20 protein-coding genes and 4 riboswitches are annotated in these 17,257 nt (G+C 37.2%); of the genes, 18 read left to right on the top strand and 2 right to left on the bottom strand.

The window, feature by feature from the left end; all coding sequences use genetic code 11:
* Positions 1-144: 144 nt before the first annotated feature.
* Both JFU18_RS11825 and JFU18_RS11820 read right to left on the bottom strand, forming a co-directional pair.
* Positions 145-477 carry a hypothetical protein gene (locus JFU18_RS11825; protein WP_002010638.1) on the bottom strand — a complete coding sequence of 111 codons (333 nt, stop codon included), beginning with the start codon at positions 475-477 and terminating at the stop codon, positions 145-147.
* Positions 478-482: 5 nt separating this feature from the next.
* The gene (locus tag JFU18_RS11820; RefSeq protein ID WP_061675220.1) at positions 483-1,643 is read right to left on the bottom strand and encodes an SH3 domain-containing protein; all 1,161 of its coding nucleotides are present in this window, start codon (positions 1,641-1,643) and stop codon (positions 483-485) included.
* A 259-nt stretch (positions 1,644-1,902) separates the two neighbouring features.
* A riboswitch (TPP riboswitch) is annotated at positions 1,903-2,015 on the top strand.
* Between the two features lie 60 nt (positions 2,016-2,075).
* A riboswitch (TPP riboswitch) is annotated at positions 2,076-2,179 on the top strand.
* Positions 2,180-2,268: 89 nt separating this feature from the next.
* Between JFU18_RS11820 and tenA the strand changes: the two genes are divergently transcribed.
* From tenA to kdpDN, 18 genes are all read left to right on the top strand, one after another.
* Positions 2,269-2,964 carry a thiaminase II gene (gene tenA / locus JFU18_RS11815; RefSeq protein WP_201032495.1) on the top strand — a complete coding sequence of 232 codons (696 nt, stop codon included), beginning with the start codon at positions 2,269-2,271 and terminating at the stop codon, positions 2,962-2,964.
* Positions 2,933-3,682 carry an ABC transporter ATP-binding protein gene (locus tag JFU18_RS11810; RefSeq protein ID WP_201032496.1) on the top strand — a complete coding sequence of 250 codons (750 nt, stop codon included), beginning with the start codon at positions 2,933-2,935 and terminating at the stop codon, positions 3,680-3,682. Before tenA ends, JFU18_RS11810 begins: the two co-directional genes overlap by 32 nt.
* Entirely contained in the window at positions 3,682-4,434 is a 753-nt protein-coding gene (locus tag JFU18_RS11805; protein WP_002029858.1) for an ABC transporter permease, read from the top strand. Before JFU18_RS11810 ends, JFU18_RS11805 begins: the two co-directional genes overlap by 1 nt.
* Positions 4,431-5,432 carry an ABC transporter substrate-binding protein gene (locus JFU18_RS11800; protein WP_201034725.1) on the top strand — a complete coding sequence of 334 codons (1,002 nt, stop codon included), beginning with the start codon at positions 4,431-4,433 and terminating at the stop codon, positions 5,430-5,432. The genes JFU18_RS11805 and JFU18_RS11800 overlap by 4 nt, the downstream gene beginning before the upstream one ends.
* A gap of 10 nt (positions 5,433-5,442) precedes the next feature.
* A complete protein-coding gene (gene tenI, locus JFU18_RS11795) occupies positions 5,443-6,063 on the top strand; it encodes a thiazole tautomerase TenI (protein ID WP_016101785.1) in 621 nt (206 codons plus the stop codon).
* Positions 6,056-7,165, top strand: a complete 1,110-nt coding sequence (gene thiO, locus JFU18_RS11790; protein ID WP_061675216.1) for a glycine oxidase ThiO — start codon at positions 6,056-6,058, stop codon at positions 7,163-7,165. The genes tenI and thiO overlap by 8 nt, the downstream gene beginning before the upstream one ends.
* A gap of 15 nt (positions 7,166-7,180) precedes the next feature.
* Positions 7,181-7,384 carry a sulfur carrier protein ThiS gene (thiS, locus tag JFU18_RS11785; RefSeq protein ID WP_002010653.1) on the top strand — a complete coding sequence of 68 codons (204 nt, stop codon included), beginning with the start codon at positions 7,181-7,183 and terminating at the stop codon, positions 7,382-7,384.
* Positions 7,385-7,386: 2 nt separating this feature from the next.
* Complete coding sequence (gene thiG / locus JFU18_RS11780; RefSeq protein ID WP_002186754.1) at positions 7,387-8,157, top strand: thiazole synthase; 771 nt, start codon at positions 7,387-7,389, stop codon at positions 8,155-8,157.
* A complete protein-coding gene (locus tag JFU18_RS11775; RefSeq protein WP_201032498.1) occupies positions 8,150-9,169 on the top strand; it encodes a thiazole biosynthesis adenylyltransferase ThiF in 1,020 nt (339 codons plus the stop codon). Before thiG ends, JFU18_RS11775 begins: the two co-directional genes overlap by 8 nt.
* A gap of 6 nt (positions 9,170-9,175) precedes the next feature.
* Entirely contained in the window at positions 9,176-9,997 is an 822-nt protein-coding gene (gene thiD, locus JFU18_RS11770; protein WP_201032499.1) for a bifunctional hydroxymethylpyrimidine kinase/phosphomethylpyrimidine kinase, read from the top strand.
* A gap of 85 nt (positions 9,998-10,082) precedes the next feature.
* Positions 10,083-10,230: riboswitch (cyclic di-AMP (ydaO/yuaA leader) on the top strand.
* A gap of 93 nt (positions 10,231-10,323) precedes the next feature.
* Positions 10,324-10,710 (top strand): hypothetical protein, encoded by a 387-nt coding sequence (locus tag JFU18_RS11765; protein WP_201032500.1) that lies wholly within the window; start codon positions 10,324-10,326, stop codon positions 10,708-10,710.
* 16 nt (positions 10,711-10,726) lie between these two features.
* Positions 10,727-10,957, top strand: a complete 231-nt coding sequence (locus JFU18_RS11760) for a hypothetical protein (protein WP_016101779.1) — start codon at positions 10,727-10,729, stop codon at positions 10,955-10,957.
* A 262-nt stretch (positions 10,958-11,219) separates the two neighbouring features.
* Positions 11,220-11,365, top strand: a riboswitch (cyclic di-AMP (ydaO/yuaA leader).
* Between the two features lie 94 nt (positions 11,366-11,459).
* Positions 11,460-11,564 carry a SipW-dependent-type signal peptide-containing protein gene (locus JFU18_RS11755; RefSeq protein WP_000887888.1) on the top strand — a complete coding sequence of 35 codons (105 nt, stop codon included), beginning with the start codon at positions 11,460-11,462 and terminating at the stop codon, positions 11,562-11,564.
* On the top strand, positions 11,561-11,641 hold the full coding sequence (kdpF, locus tag JFU18_RS11750) for a K(+)-transporting ATPase subunit F (RefSeq protein ID WP_000972378.1): 81 nt from the start codon (positions 11,561-11,563) through the stop codon (positions 11,639-11,641). Before JFU18_RS11755 ends, kdpF begins: the two co-directional genes overlap by 4 nt.
* A gap of 19 nt (positions 11,642-11,660) precedes the next feature.
* Positions 11,661-13,328 carry a potassium-transporting ATPase subunit KdpA gene (kdpA, locus tag JFU18_RS11745; protein ID WP_201032501.1) on the top strand — a complete coding sequence of 556 codons (1,668 nt, stop codon included), beginning with the start codon at positions 11,661-11,663 and terminating at the stop codon, positions 13,326-13,328.
* 13 nt (positions 13,329-13,341) lie between these two features.
* Positions 13,342-15,432, top strand: a complete 2,091-nt coding sequence (gene kdpB, locus JFU18_RS11740) for a potassium-transporting ATPase subunit KdpB (RefSeq protein WP_201034726.1) — start codon at positions 13,342-13,344, stop codon at positions 15,430-15,432.
* Between the two features lie 17 nt (positions 15,433-15,449).
* Positions 15,450-16,031, top strand: a complete 582-nt coding sequence (gene kdpC / locus JFU18_RS11735; RefSeq protein WP_002125346.1) for a K(+)-transporting ATPase subunit C — start codon at positions 15,450-15,452, stop codon at positions 16,029-16,031.
* A 56-nt stretch (positions 16,032-16,087) separates the two neighbouring features.
* The gene (kdpDN, locus tag JFU18_RS11730) at positions 16,088-17,242 is read left to right on the top strand and encodes a KdpD-like non-kinase potassium sensor (RefSeq protein WP_087946251.1); all 1,155 of its coding nucleotides are present in this window, start codon (positions 16,088-16,090) and stop codon (positions 17,240-17,242) included.
* Positions 17,243-17,257 lie beyond the last annotated feature (15 nt).

The raw sequence follows: 17,257 nt of genomic DNA, 5'->3' as shown, positions 1-17,257 counted from the left end.
AGATAAGAAATAACATTCCATAAAGGAGAAATTGTGCAGTATAACTTCCTTGTATACCAAAAAAAGTATTCATTTTTTCATATAAATTCAATATATATTTCATTGGATTATCTTTGAAAGATTGGTACACAGTGTCTCCTCTTTCTAAGCTTCTTGTTCATGTTTTTGGTTATTAGGAACATGAACGTATCTAGCTATGAATAATAAAACACCTATAAAGAATACAGGAAGTACGGTAGATAAATAAAAACCATTACTAATTATATTTGTTATAAGAGCACTTAAAAGAAAAATTACATTATAAATATGGGCAATTTTTTGTTTTAGCCGCATTTGTAATGCTTCCATAATGATTTCTAAAGCAACAAAAGCAATAATAATAGATAAAAATACAGTGTTCGTATTATAAATGATTAAACAACAGATTAAACCTAAAAAGGCCAGGTATTCAATAAAGAGAGGTATATTGCGTGGCATATAATTTACCTAACTAAATATGGCAGTGGGTTTACTGCATTTGTTTTTTCAAAATTCCATTCCCCATTATGTAATTCAAAATGGAGATGTTGCCCGTATGAATGACCTGTGTTTCCCATATGACCTACTAATTGTCCAGTTTGTACTTGATCACCAGCTTGTACAGTGCGATCCTTCATATGAGCATAAACTGTTGTATATAATTTCCCATTTATTTGATGGGCGATGAACACGACATTGCCGTAGCTAGCCGAATAATAAGATTTTACAACCTTACCTGCAGCAGCAGCTTGAATAGAGACATTTCCTTGTGCTGCTATATCTATACCATAATGCATTTGCTCCCAGCGCATATCAAAAGTGGAGCTGATTTTCCCTTGAGTAGGGAATTTGAAAACTGCTGGAATTGATGCAGGTTGAGCTGTTTTAGCTTGTGCTTGATTTTGATTTTGCACTACATAGTGTTTTGCTACATATCCGTATCCTGTGCCAAAACGAATTTTATACCAAGTACCTACCGTTTCTACTACTTGTACTTGTGTACCATTTTGTAATGAGCCAAGTAGAGTGCCACTTGTGCTAGCATTGCTACGTACATTTAATTTGGGTGTTGCAACAGTATACGATGGAGAACCTTGTACTGTTACACCTTTTACTAGAGGTGTGGATCCATTAGATACAAATGTTTTTTGTACGTAACCAATTTGACCGTTATGTAATATTTTGTACCAATCTCCTTGTTCACCTTGAATGGTAATGAATTGACCATTTGGTAATATATCTAGAATAGAAGACTCTGTATTAGGTTCAGAACGAACGTTTAATGCGTTTGCATTTACGATATATTGAGACTTTGGTTGAACATTTTTTTTGAATAGAATTGCATCTTTTTTCATATAGCCTGTTTTGTTGTTAACAGATACTTTATACCAATCTTGAACTGTTTCAAGAATAGTAACCGGGCTATTAAATCGAATGGTATCAATTATTGCACTGTCTGTATGGCTATTTTGATGTAGTGCAACGTTGTCAATTTTTACATATCCAGTTTTTACTGTAGATGGTTGCTTAGCAGCCGCTGTTTGTATATCGGATTCTCCCATAGAAGGAAGTAAAGAAGCAATTGCGATAGTAGTTGCTGTTAAAGCTGTGGCTTTCATATTCATGTAATAAAGACCTCCTCTAGTTGTATAGTTGTAATTTTATTATAGTATAAAGATATAATATATTGGTCGTATTCACATAAATGTAATATGAAATCAATAAAAATAATGTCAGAAGAGAGATTCGTATATAAATATTGTATATATCATTTGTGAGGTCGCATTTATATTTGTTTAACACGTTAAGAATTAATTATTAATTAAGAAAATTAAAACAGTTGATGATGTCTTATGGCGGTGTTATACTGACAGTGATAATTTTATAGTTTGCTAGGAGGGCTGGTGTTGCCAGCTGAGAGTAGGGCCGTAAGCCTTTGATCCTTTTTATTACCTGATCTAGATTATGCTAGCGTAGGGAAGCAATTCGGACATTAACAATGAGTCCCCGTTTCTTTGCGTATAGAAACGGGGCTTTTTTATTTGAAAATTTCATATTAACACCACTAGGGGTGCTTTTCGTGCTGAGAGAGGAATAATCCTTAACCCTTACAACACCTGATCTAGATAATACTAGCGAAGGGAAGTGGAACAACGAATAAATTATAATTTTATTTGCTGTAACCACTTCTTATATACAGAAGTGGTTTTTTTATTGAGATAAATAGATATATAGGAAGGGGAATTATTAATGAAATTTTGTGAAAGATTATTTGATACGGTGCAGCCTGTTTGGGAGAAAAGTCATAATCATCCGTTTGTAGTAGGTATGGGGGATGGTACGTTGGAAAAAGACAAATTCCAGTACTATATTATTCAAGATTATTTATATTTGTTAGATTATGCAAAGCTATATGCAATTGGGGTTGTAAAGGCAACGAATCCACAAGTTATGGCAAAATTTGCAGAGCAAATTGATGGGATTTTAAATGGAGAAATGACGATCCATAAACAGTATGCAAACAAACTTGGCATTACTGTAGAGGAGATAGAATCTGCGAAACCATCTGCTAAAAATTTAGCCTATACAAATTACATGATGTCTGTATCTCAAAATGGCACACTTGCAGAATTAATATCAGCTTTACTTCCATGTATGTGGAGCTATTGGGAGATCGGAAAGCGTTTAAATGATATTCCTGGAGCAAGAGATCATGAGTTCTTTGGAGAGTGGATTCAAGGATATTGTTCTGAAGAATACGGTAACCTTTGTATTTGGTTAATAGATTTATTAAATGAAATGGCAGTTGGAAAGTCAGAGAAAGAGCTAGACCGATTAGAGGAGATTTTCTTATATTCCAGCCGATTTGAATATTTATTCTGGGATATGGCTTATCGTAAGGAGATGTGGGGTTTTGAGGAGCAAGAACATACTACAGTTTCATAATGTTACCTTTCATTATGATGAGAAACCAATCATCAATGAATTAAATGCTTCTATACAAGATAAAGAGTTTGTAAGTATTATCGGGCCGAGTGGATGCGGGAAAAGTACTTTATTTCGCCTTATTACAGGCTTAGAAGAGGCAAGTACTGGACAGATAGAGCTGACAAAAACAAAGAGTCATCCTGTAGGGTATATGCCCCAAAAAGATATGCTCTTGCCGTGGAGGACGATTATTGAGAATGCTGCCCTGCCGCTAGAGTGCCAAGGTGTGCAGAAGAAAGAAGCGCAAGTAAAAGCGAAAGAACTGTTACATAAATTTGGTTTACAAGGGTACGAGAAAAAATATCCGAAAGATTTATCTGGTGGTATGAGGCAACGCGTATCTTTTATCCAAACTTTATTAACAGGCGGGGAGATATTATTGTTAGATGAACCGTTTAGCGCATTGGACGCTTTAACGAAGGCATCTTTGCAAGAATGGTTGTTTGAACAATGGAAAGAGTGGGAAAAAACAATTTTATTTATCACTCATGATGTTGAAGAAGCATTGTTTCTTTCTAATCGAATTTTGGTTGTAGAAAATCAACCGATAGCAACTTTAACTGAGCGAATTGTGCCGCTTGATCGTAACCGAACAAGAAAAGATTTATATAAGCCTGAAGTGTTAGCGCTTAAAGAAGAGCTCCTTAGTATGTTACAAAGGCAGGTACTCGTATGATGAATCGCTTGAAGGAGTTATTACCTGCCCTTATATTAAGTGGAATTTTACTTGCTCTGTGGGAAGTAGGAGCAAGAATTGTAGATGAGATGTACATTTTGCCATCACCTTCTGCAATTGTAATGAAGATATGGGCGCTGAAAGATATATTATTTACGGTTCATTTACCTGCAACGTTATACGTCGTTTTAATAGGCGTTGTTATTTCTATCGTACTGGGCGTAGGGCTAGCAATGTTAATGAATGCGAGTACGTGGATGGAAAGAGCATTTTATCCGTTATTAGTTGCTTCACAAACAATCCCGATTACTGCGCTTGCGCCGCTCTTCGTTTTATGGTTTGGATATACCATCTGGAGTAAGGTTGTTGTTACCGTTTTAATTACGTTTTTCCCAATTGCGGTCAATACGTATGATGGACTGCGCAGTACGAAAAAAGAATGGGAGGAGCTATTAGTTACATATGGTGCAACGAAAAAAGATGTTTTTCTAAAGCTAAAGTTGCCATCTGCTCTTCCTTATTTTTTTTCAGCGTTAAAAATTGCGATACCACTTAGCGTTATTGGGGCAGCGATTGGTGAATGGCTCGGTGCACAAGCTGGGCTTGGATATTTCAGTAAAAGAATGATGACGCAGTTAGACGGAGCTGGTGTATTTGCACCAATTGTATTGTTATCATTATTAGCTATTTTCTTCGTCATACTTGTTTCGATATTAGAAAAGAAATTTATTAGTTGGAGGAAACATTCATGAAATTATTAAAACGCATCTTTGTGTTTACATTATTAGTTGCAATGATTGCAGGATGTTCGAGTAACTCGGCATCAGATAAGAATAAATCAGAAAAAGAAATAACAGTAATGCTTGATTGGTACCCGAATGCGGTACATAGCTTTATTTATACGGCAATTGAAAAAGGATACTTTAAAGAAGAAGGAGTCAAGGTGAATATTAAATTCCCTTCTAATCCGACTGATCCATTAACGCTAGCGGCAGCAGGGAAAGTGACAGTTGGTTTGTATTATCAACCAGATGTTGTCATGGCAAAAGTAAATGAACAAATTCCAGTGAAATCAATTGGAGCTGTCGTACGTTCACCATTAAATCATGTTGTATCACTGAAGTCAGCAGGCATTCAATCGCCAAAAGATTTAGAGGGGAAAACAGTTGGATATTCTGGAACACCTTTAAGTGAGATGTATTTAAAAACGATGGTAAAAGAAGCTGGTGGTAATCCAGATACAGTGAAAGTAGTCGATGTTGGCTTTGATTTAGTACCAGCATTAATTACGAAAAAAGTGGATGCGGTAACAGGGGCATACATTAACCATGAAGTACCTGTTATGCGTCATGAAGGTCATGAACCAGCATACTTTAATCCAGCAGATTATGGTGTACCGAACTATCATGAGCTTGTGTTTGTAACGGGTGATAAAACGTTGAAAAAAGATAAAGAAGCATTGCAAGCCTTTTTACGTGGGGCACAAAAAGGGTATGACTTTATGAAGAAAAAACCCGATGAAGCATTAAATATTTTATTAGATCATCAAGAAAAAGAAAACTTCCCGCTTGTACCAGAAGTTGAAAAAGAAAGTATGAAAATTTTATTAGAGAAGATGGAAACGAAAGATGAGCCATTCTTAACGGATTCAAAAGAGTCATGGGAGAAACAAAACAAATGGTTGAAAGACAAAGGAATGACGAAAGAAATCGTTCCAGCCGATGAATTATTTGAAAACATTTTAAAGTAGGCGAATGAATATGAAAAATGAGCTCCATGTAATCTCAAATGGCCATATGCCATTCGAAGAGTTAGTGAATGTAGCGATGCAAATTGAGAGTGAGATCGATTATTTGCATATTCGTGAGCGTGAGAAAAGTACGAAGGAATTGTATGAAGGTGTGGAAAGTCTTTTGGGGAAAGGCTTTCCAGCATCGAAGATAGTGATAAATGATCGAATTGATATTGCTATTCTATTAAATATTCCGCGTGTTCAGCTAGGATATCGAAGCGCAGATGTAAGGTTAGTAAAAGAAAAGTTTTCTTATTTGCATGTCGGTTATTCAGTACATTCGCTAGATGAAGCGATAGTAGCATTTAAAAATGGAGCAGATTCACTCGTTTATGGTCATGTATTTCCGACAGATTGTAAAAAAGGTGTGCCAGCGAGAGGATTAGAAGAAATTGCTCATATGGCAAGTTGTTTATCCATACCAATAACTGCAATTGGTGGGATTACCCCTGAAAATACAGGTGATGTTCTTGCAAATGGTGTAAGTGGCATTGCTGTTATGTCCGGGATTATAAGCAGTAGTAATCCGTATAGCAAGGCGAAATCTTATAAGGAATCAATAAGAAAGTGGGCGGAAAAACATGTGTAAGAAGTATGATGTAGCGATTATTGGCGGAGGTGTAATTGGTAGTTCAGTTGCACACTTTCTAGCAGAAAGAGGGCATAAAGTAGCGATTGTAGAGAAGCAAAGAATCGCATCTGAAGCTTCGAAAGCAGCTGCTGGTTTGCTCGGTGTTCAGGCAGAATGGGATGCATATGATCCGTTGTTTGAGCTTGCTAGAGAAAGCCGTGCTATATTTCCACAACTTGCAGCAGTTTTACGTGAAAAAACAGGCATCGATATTGGGTATGAAGAAAAGGGCATTTATCGCATCGCTCAAAATGAAGATGAGAAGAAAAGAATTCTTCATATTATGGATTGGCAGCAGAAAACAGGTGAAGATTCCCGATTTCTAACGGGGGACCATTTACGGGAAAAAGAGCCGTTTCTTTCCGAGTCAATTATAGGGGCTGTATATTATCCGAAAGATGGTCAAGTTATTGCACCAGAGCTTACGAAAGCATTCGCACATTCTGCAGCAATTTCCGGTGCTGATATATATGAACAAACAGAAGTGTTTAATATTCGTATTGAAAATAATAAAGTGACTGGAATTGTTACGAGTGAAGGTGTAATCACATGTGAAAAAGTCGTTATCGCTGGAGGCTCATGGAGTACGAAATTACTACATTATTTCCATAGTGACTGGGGCACGTATCCTGTGAAGGGTGAAGTTGTTGCAGTAAGAAGCAAGAAACCGCTCTTGAAAGCCCCTATTTTCCAAGAACGTTTTTATATTACACCGAAACGTGGTGGCCGTTACGTAATTGGGGCAACAATGAAGCCTCATACGTTTAATAAGTCTGTACAACCAGAAAGTATTACTTCCATATTAGAGCGTGCCTACACAATATTGCCTGCTTTAAAAGAAGCAGAATGGGAAAGTACGTGGGCTGGGTTAAGACCGCAGTCTAATCATGAAGCTCCTTATATGGGAGAGCATGAAGAAATAAAAGGTTTATATGCTTGTACGGGCCATTATCGAAACGGCATTTTATTAAGCCCTGTTTCTGGTCAGTATATGGCTGATTTAATAGAAGGAAAGCAGGAGAATCACTTGCTAGATTCATTGCTTTCTAAAACGGTTTAGAAAGGGGATGGAAGTTTGAATTTAAAAATTAATGGTAACCAAATTGAAGTACCAGAGAGTATAAAAACAGTAGCTGGGCTACTTACACATTTAGAGTTAGATAACAGAATTGTTGTAGTAGAACGTAATAAAGATATTTTACAAAAAGATGATCATAACGATACATCTGTTTTTGATGGGGACCAAATTGAGATTGTAACTTTCGTAGGAGGCGGTTGATTATGTTAAACATTGGACAATTTTCATTTCATTCTAGACTTTTATTAGGAACAGGGAAATTCCCTGATTTTGATGTGCAGCAAAAGGCAATTGATGTTTCTGAGGCTGAGATTTTAACATTCGCAGTACGTCGTATGGATATATTTGATGCGAAGCAGCCTAATTTATTAGAGAAACTTGATGTGAAAAAATATACGTTATTACCGAATACAGCAGGAGCAAAAAATGCTGAAGAAGCTGTTCGTATTGCAAAATTAGCAAAAGCTTCTGGACTTTGTGACATGATAAAAGTAGAAGTTATTGGTGATGATAGAACGTTATTACCTGATCCAGTAGAAACGTTAAAGGCATCTGAAATGTTACTAGAAGAAGGATTTATCGTTCTACCATACACATCTGATGATGTTGTATTAGCTCGTAAATTACAAGAACTTGGTGTACACGCGATTATGCCAGGAGCATCACCGATTGGTTCAGGGCTTGGTATTGTAAATCCATTAAATTTAAGTTTCATTATTGAACAAGCGACAGTACCAGTTATCGTTGACGCTGGTATTGGTAGTCCAGCTGATGCAGCATTTGCAATGGAATTAGGAGCAGATGGTGTGTTATTAAATACTGCAGTATCTGGAGCGAACGATCCTATTAAAATGGCATACGCAATGAAATTAGGTATTGAGGCAGGACGATTAGGGTTTGAAGCAGGTCGTATTGCACGTAAGCGCTGCGCGACAGCAAGTAGTCCTTTAGAAGGAATGAGCGTAGTTGAATAATCGATATTCTCGCCAAGAACTATTTTCTCCAATTGGGGAAGAAGGGCAACAAAAGCTAGGAGAAAAGCATGTACTTATTATCGGTGCAGGTGCATTAGGTAGTGCAAATGCAGAGATGTTTGTAAGAGCAGGCGTTGGTCAAGTAACAATTGTTGACCGTGATTATGTCGATTGGAGTAATTTGCAAAGACAACAATTGTATGCAGAGAGTGATGTAGAGAATAATCTTCCGAAGGCTGTAGCGGCAAAAAAACGTCTAGAAGAGGTTAATAGTGAAGTAAGAGTAGAAGCTCTCGTTCAGGATGTAACGGCTGAAGAGTTGGAAGAACTCGTTACAAATGTTGATGTAATCATCGATGCGACTGACAATTTCGAAACACGTTTCATTGTGAATGATATATCGCAAAAATATTCTATTCCATGGGTTTATGGGGCATGTGTAGGGAGTTACGGTCTTTCTTATACTATTCTTCCAGGAAAAACGCCATGTTTATCTTGTTTATTACAATCGATTCCGCTTGGCGGAGCGACATGTGATACAGCGGGGATTATATCGCCTGCTGTGTCTCTTGTCGTTTCTCATCAAGTAACGGAAACACTTAAACTGTTAGTAGAAGATTATGACTCGCTTCGAGATGGGCTTGTATCATTTGATGTATGGAAAAATGAATATTCATGTATGAATGTGCGAAAGCTTCGTAAACATAATTGTCTATCATGTGGTGAACAGGCAGTATATCCATATTTAAATAAGGAAAATACTTCAAAAACAGCAGTGTTATGCGGGAGAAATACAGTTCAAATTAGACCACCTCATAAAGAGGAAATGGATTTTGAACAATATAAAAAATTGCTGAATGATCGCGTGAATGATTTGAATGTAAATCCATATTTATTATCATTTTCGGTTGGAGAAAAGAGATTAGTTGCTTTTAAAGATGGCCGTGTACTTGTACATGGAACGAAAGATATAAGCGAAGCGAAAACAATTTATCATCGCTATTTTGGGTAGAAAAGGATGAGTGGGATGAAAGTGAATAAAGCTTTAACAATTGCAGGGTCTGATAGCGGAGGCGGCGCTGGGATTCAGGCGGATTTAAAAACTTTCCAAGAGCTTGGTGTGTATGGAATGACGGCTATTACAGCAATTACTGCTCAAAATACGCTTGGCGTTCAAGGGGTATATCCTGTTTCTTTAGAAGGGATTACGGAGCAGCTGAATTCAATTGGTACGGATTTAACGCCAGATGCTGTGAAACTGGGAATGTTATTTAGTAGTGAAATTATTCAAATTGTGGCAGAGCATATTAAGAAATTTGGCTGGAATAATATTGTGCTAGATCCTGTTATGATTGCTAAAGGCGGTGCGTCATTATTACAACAAGAAGCAGTACAAGCATTGAAAGAATATTTATTGCCAGTAGCAACTGTTGTCACACCGAATGTGCCTGAAGCAGAAGTGTTAACTGGAATGGAGATTCATAATGTAGAAGATAGTAAGGAAGCTGCAAAAGTATTGCATGAATTAGGGGCTAAATATGTGCTTATGAAGGGCGGACATGCAGAATATCAAGGTAATGAAGTAATTGATTTACTCTTCGATGGAGAAGAGTTTATTGAATTTAGAAGTGAGCGAATTCCTTCGAAACAAACGCACGGAAGCGGGTGTACATTTGCGTCTGCAGTTACAGCAGGACTTGCGAAAGGCTACTTGATGGAAGAGGCGGTTCAAGAAGCAAAACGATTTATTAGTATAGCGATTGAAGAGCCGTTGAATATTGGAAGTGGTCATGGGCCGACGAATCATTTTGCATATAAATTGAATAAGACGCATGTATAAAGATACGAGAAGCCAGTTTGTTAACTGGCTTTTTTTGTGTTTACTTTTTCAAAATACAGGAGTAATATATCAGCCAGAATACATTTTTTGTAATACGCTGAGTCCAAATGTATGGAGCGGAGGAACCAATTTGTGCGTCGTCACTAGGGGTGAATCTTTCAATGTTGAAAGTAGGGCTACTCTCAAAGTCCGAATCCGACAGCTAACTTCGTAAGCGTCTTGAGAGAGGACGGTGCCATGATGGATACATCACTTCATCGGTCTGATTAGTATAGGAGAATATCAATCTATGTTTGAGTTCTTTTATGCTAAGGAGGATGAGGTACATGGAACTAACACTTATTTGTGTTGGAGAAAAAAACAAGGTAAAGAGTTTAAGAGAGCTAGTAGCATTTCAGCATGAGTTAATTATTTTTACAGCCAATGAAGAGATAGCGGATGAAGTTAGAGAGTATGGGTTTGAATCAGCTTATAGCTGTAATCAGGAGAAGGGTTTTACTAGTATTTGCACACGTATTAAGAAGGTGATTTTACTAGGGGATGAGCTTCCGATAGTTAGTTTCTTCACAGAACACATTCGTTTTTCTTTTCAAGCGCCTATTACTGTTGTTACAAAGAATAAACGCTATCCGGCCAGGCTCTATGAAACAATTGGAGCTAAATTTGTAGTGTTTACGAACTGTGATAATATTTCTTTTTTATTTTTTGAATAAGGTGGGGGAAATGAAGATGAAAGTGTTGTTACTAGGAGATATAGCGAATCGTTGGGCGATATCGGTAGAGAGAGTTCACGAATTGGTAGTGCTCGATCCTCTTTTTCCAGGGCCATATATTATATTACCATCAAAAGATGTTTTGTATTTAGAGGCGGATATTACCGAATATGAGCAGTTACATGCGGAATTATCACAAGTTTATATTCGAGGGAGAAATTTGCGTGCTTTTTTGCGTGGAGAATAAAGGTTGAATGAAAAAAGAGCGAATGCTGAGTGCAACAAGCTATGCACTTCATGTAATTCGCTCTTTTTATTTCGTATTTAAAAGATCATTTCTGTGAAAAAGAAAGGAAAGACGAGAAAACAGATGAAAAAATATTAATAACAACTAATGTAAACGCTTAAATAGATGGATATTTTCTTATTTTCAGTAATTTACCCCTTTACAAGTTAAATTTAGAGGAGTATATTTACTCTCATAAATCATTAATAAAATTTCCAAAAAAAACCTAAAATCGCTGAGTTCCAGAAATGGAGCGGGGGAACCAATTTTGTGCATTGTCACTTGGGGTGAATCTTTCAATTTTGAAAGTAGGGCTACTCTTTAGGCCCGAATCCGACAGCTAACCTCGTAAGCGTTTAGAGAGGAGGTTTACTTTGTGTTGTTCGTTTCGAACACTAAGTAGAGCTTAGTGTTCTTTTTTTGATAACCGGATGGTAAAATTTAACAAAAGTGAGGGGTAGTTATGTTAGATGTTGTAATGATCGGTATTTTTGTTGGGTTAGTCGCATCGATGGCAAGTCTTGCAAGTTGGTCAGATAAAGTTGTGAAGGAAGGGAAGCAATCATGATGATTGCCTTATCGGTTATTGTTGCAGCGATTACGGTGTACTTAGTATACGCATTATTAAATCCAGAAAAGTTTTAATTAGGGGGAATCATTCATTATGATTTGGGTTGCAGTCATTATTACAATGCTCTTGTTTATTTTAGTAGCAAAGCCAATGGGGATTTATTTAGAGAAAGCCTTTCAAGGTAGCAAGAAGCTAGATAAAGTATTCGGGCCTTTTGAGAAACTTATTTTTAAAATTACAGGTGTAAAAGGATACAATCAAACGTGGAAACAGTATGCATTATCATTAGTTCTACTCAATGGATTTATGATTGTTGTCGTATATTTCATTTTCAGATTACAAGGCGTATTGCCATTAAATCCAGCGCATATTGAAGGGATGGAGCCTACGCTCGCTTTTAATACAGCGATTAGTTTTATGGCTGATACAAACTTACAGCATTATAGCGGTGAAAATGGCTTATCTTATTTATCACAATTAATCGGGATTACATTTTTAATGTTTGCGGCACCAGCAACGACGTTAGCGCTCGTTATGGCTTTTATAAGAGGACTCGCTGGAAAAGAACTCGGTAACTTTTTCGTCGATTTTACGAGAGCATTAACGAGAGTTTTTCTTCCTATCGCATTTATTGCGGCGTTGGTCTTTGTCGCACTTGGTGTACCACAAACGTTAGATGGAGCGGTTACGGCACAAACAATTGATGGTGCAAAGCAAAGTATTTTACGTGGTCCAGTTGCATCATTCGTTTCAATTAAGGAACTTGGAAATAACGGCGGTGGATTTTTCGGGGCAAACTCTACACATCCTTTTGAAAATCCAGGGCAAATGAGTAATATTTTGCAAATGATGCTTATGATGTTATTGCCAACAGCACTTCCATTTACGTATGGAAGAATGGTAGGAAATAAAAAACAAGGTCGCATCCTTTTCGTTTCACTATTTATGGTGTTTTTACTAGGATTTATAACGATTACGACATCTGAATTACATGGAAATCCAGTGTTAAATGGAATGGGTATCGAACATGTACAAGGAAGTACAGAAGGAAAAGAAGTCCGATTTGGAACAGTATTTTCTTCCCTATACGCAACAGTGACGACAGCTGCTGAAACAGGGGCCGTGAATACGATGCATGATACGTTAACACCAATTGGTGGTTTAGTACCACTCGTAAATATGATGTTAAATACAGTATACGGCGGTGTTGGAGCAGGTTTTGTGAACATTATTATGTATGCAATTATTGCAGTCTTTATATCTGGGTTAATGGTTGGACGGACACCGGAGTTTTTAGGTAAGAAAATTGAAGGTAAGGAAATGAAATTGATTGCGGTAACGATTTTATTTCATCCATTGCTTATTTTAGGGTTTTCAGCATTAGCTCTTTCAACAAGCTTAGGAACGGATGCAATTTCTCATTCAGGTTTCCACGGTTTAACGCAAGTTGTATATGAATACACATCGTCAGCTGCGAATAACGGATCTGGATTTGAAGGATTGGGGGATAATACACCGTTTTGGAATATTACGACTGGTTTAGTTATGTTTTTAGGACGCTATTTCAGTTTAATTACGATGCTAGCTGTTGCAGCTTCACTGAAAGAGAAGACGGTAGTACCAGAAACAGTCGGGACATTCCGTACGGATAATGGTTTATTTGGAGGGATCTTTATTGGAACAATTGTAATTGTTGGTGCGTTAACATTCTTCCCGATGTTAGTACTTGGCCCAATTGCAGAATTTCTTACATTGAAGTAATGGAGGGTAAATGATGAGACCGGTAGTAGTAAAAGAAAAAAGAGTAAATGAGTCACAAATACATGCTGTAGAAGATGAGGTTAGACAAGCAAAAACGATGGATCGTGATATCGTGACACATGCGATGAAACAATCCTTTGCGAAATTGAATCCGAAAGTAATGATAAAGAATCCGATTATGTTCGTTGTGGAAATTGGATTTATCATTACGTTAATTTTATCCTTTCTTCCAAGTAGTTCTAGTAGTGTACCAGGGTGGTTTAATATAACAGTTTCTCTCATTCTATTATTTACAGTTTTATTTGCTAACTTTGCAGAAGCTTTAGCTGAAGGGCGTGGTAAAGCGCAAGCCGATTCTTTAAAACAATCGAAGAAAGATGTGTTTGCAAATGTTGTAAAAGAAAATGGAGATATTGTTCAAGTTTCAGCAACTGATCTGAGAAAAGGTGACATTGTTATTGTAAAACAAGGAGAAATGATTCCAAATGATGGTGAAGTAATTAAAGGTTTAGCGTCTGTCGATGAATCTGCAATTACAGGGGAATCAGCTCCTGTAATAAAAGAGGCGGGTGGCGATTTTTGTTCAGTAACAGGCGGTACGATGGTCGTAAGTGATGAGATTACGATTGTAATTACGAGTAACCCTGGCGAATCATTTATTGATAAAATGATTTCTTTAGTAGAAGGAGCTGCGCGTCAAAAAACGCCGAATGAAATTGCCTTAAACACAGTATTAACGAGTTTAACTCTAATTTTCTTAATCGTCGTTGTGACGTTGCCGGTTTTTACAAACTATTTAGGGTTTCAAATTGATACAGCTGTACTTGTAGCATTGTTAGTTTGTTTAATTCCAACGACAATTGGTGGGTTATTATCAGCGATTGGTATTGCTGGGATGGACCGCGTAACAAAGTTTAATGTATTAGCGATGTCAGGGAAAGCAGTAGAAGCTGCGGGCGATATTAATACGATTATTTTAGATAAAACAGGTACGATTACTTTCGGGAACCGGATGGCACATACACTGCTACCAGTAGGAAATGAAACGATTGAGCAAGTAGGAAAATGGGCTGCGATTAGCTCAGTTTTAGATGAAACACCAGAAGGTCGATCTGTTATAGAATATGTACAAACGAAATCTATATCATATAATAGAGAAATTGCAGAACAAGGTGAATTTGTTCCATTTAAAGCAGAAACGAGAATGAGCGGTGTTGATTTACAGGATGGAACGAAAGTGAGAAAAGGTGCTGTTGGTGCCGTGATTGAATGGGTTCAATCGCAAGGCGGGATGATTCCAAAAGATGTGAATCAAAAAGCAGATTTGATTTCAAAAGAAGGCGGAACACCACTTGTAGTTGCAGTAGACAATCGTATTTACGGTTTAATATATTTAAAGGATACAGTGAAACCTGGTATGCGTGAACGTTTTGAACAATTGCGCCAAATGGGGATTAAAACGGTTATGTGTACAGGTGATAATCCGTTAACAGCAGCAACAATTGCAAAGGAAGCAGGAGTAGATGAATTCGTTGCTGAGTGTAAACCAGAAGATAAAATTGCAGTTATTAAAGCAGAGCAAGACAAAGGGAAACTTGTAGCGATGACAGGTGATGGTACAAATGATGCCCCGGCATTAGCGCAGGCGGATGTTGGATTAGCGATGAATAGTGGTACGACAGCTGCGAAAGAAGCAGCGAATATGATTGATCTAGATTCGAATCCAACAAAAATCATTGAGGTTGTAGGAATTGGTAAGCAATTGTTAATGACGCGTGGTGCGTTAACGACGTTTAGTATTGCAAACGATATAGCAAAATACTTTGCAATCATTCCAGCGATGTTTACATTAGCAATTCCGCAAATGGAAGCATTGAACATTATGAAATTAACATCGCCACTTTCAGCGATTTTATCAGCATTAATATTTAATGCAGTTATTATTCCACTACTAATTCCGTTAGCGATGAAAGGTATTGCGTATAAACCGATGAGTTCTAATGCATTGCTTAGCCGAAACTTACTCATTTATGGGCTTGGTGGAGTTATCGTTCCATTCATTGGAATTAAAGTAATTGATGTGATTGTCGGCTTGTTCATATAAGGAAGAGGGGAAAAAAGATGGCGAAAAAACAAAGTATACTTTCACCAATTATTCGTATTACTTTTACATTTCTAGTTTTGTGCGGCCTCGTATACCCGCTTATTGTAACTGGTATTGCGCAAGCGGTAATGAAGGATAATGCGGATGGAAGTCTTATATATAATGATAAAGATGAAGTAGTTGGTTCAAAATTAATCGGTCAAAATTTCACAGATCCACGTTATTTTCATGGACGTGTCTCTAGTATAGAATATAAAGCAGAAGCATCTGGTTCAAATAACTATGCACCGTCTAATCCAGATTTAGCAAAACGAGTTGAGAAAAGTATTGATGACTGGAAGAAACAAAACCGGGCCATTCCAGTTACAGAAGTACCAATAGATTTAGTGACGAATTCAGGTTCAGGGCTTGATCCTGACATTAGTCCGAAGGCGGCTTCTGTACAGGTAGATCGCATCTCGAAATTAACGAATATTCCGAAAGAAAAGCTAGATCAATTGATTAAGGATCAAACAGAAGGAGCTGCACTCGGTTTATTTGGAGAGGATCGTGTAAACGTCTTAAAGCTAAATTTAGAATTGCAGAAATTAATGAAATAGTAACAGTGCTACCTCAATCTAACGGATTGAGGTAGCGCTGTTTCGAAAGAAAGGTTGTGAGTGTTTTGTATGCGGATGACTATAAACCGACGTTTCAAAGGCGAACGCCAGAAGAGTATTTAGAATATATTCGGCAGCAAAATCGCGGAAAGTTAAAGCTATACGTAGGGGCTGCACCTGGAGTTGGGAAAAGTTATAAAATGCTATTTGATGCAAGAGAGATGAAAAAAGACGGTATTGATATTGTAGTTGGTTTAATTGAAACACACGGTAGAAAAGAGACGGAAGAAGCAATTGCTGATTTAGAAAAAGTTCCTTTAAAAGAAATAGATTATAAAGGGAAAGTATTTTATGAACTTGATGTAGAAGAAATTATAAAGCGGGCACCACAAATTGTTGTTGTGGATGAACTTGCTCATAGTAATATTCCCGGATCGAAAAATAAGAAACGTTACATGGATGTGCAGGAATTGTTAGATGCCGGTATATCTGTATTATCAGCGTTTAATATTCAACATTTAGAAAGCGTTCATGATATTGTAGCTCAAATTACGAATGTCAAAGTACGAGAGCGTATTCCAGACTTTATTTTACAAAAAGCAAATGAAATTCAGCTTGTTGATGCGACACCTGAGGTACTCCGGAAGAGATTAATAGATGGAAAGATATATAAGGAAGAAAAAATTCAACAAAGCTTACAAAACTTCTTTACGATAAATAATTTAGGGGCATTAAGAGAGTTATCACTTCGAGAAGTTGCAGATGATATGGATGAGAAAATTAGCCAAACAGTAATAGAACCGATCGGTGTGAAAGAAAAAATTCTCGTTTGTGTACAATACAGTTCAACAGCAGAGAAATTAATACGGAGAGGTTGGCGCATGGCTGATCGGCTAAATGCTGAATTGTATGTGTTAAACGTTGAAAGAGAAAATATAGATTCTATTTCAGCAGGCAAAAAGCAAACGATTGAAGAATGGAAATCGCTAACGAATCAATTTGATGCGAGCTTTGTATTAGAAGAAGCAAAGGGAAGAAAGCCCGCTGATGTTATTATTGAAGTTGCAAAAAGACTACAGGTGACACAAGTTTTACTTGGGCAATCGGCGAGAACACGGTGGGAAGAAATACGAAAAGGTTCTATTGTAAATGAAATTATGAGACAAACGAAGTATATTGATATTCATATCGTTGCTGATCAAAGAGCTTAAGAGACCATCTATAGG

Source organism: Bacillus sp. TH22 (assembly GCF_016651015.1).
Lineage (GTDB): Bacteria > Bacillota > Bacilli > Bacillales > Bacillaceae_G > Bacillus_A > Bacillus_A mycoides.
This window is presented reverse-complemented; position numbering and strand designations above follow the sequence as displayed.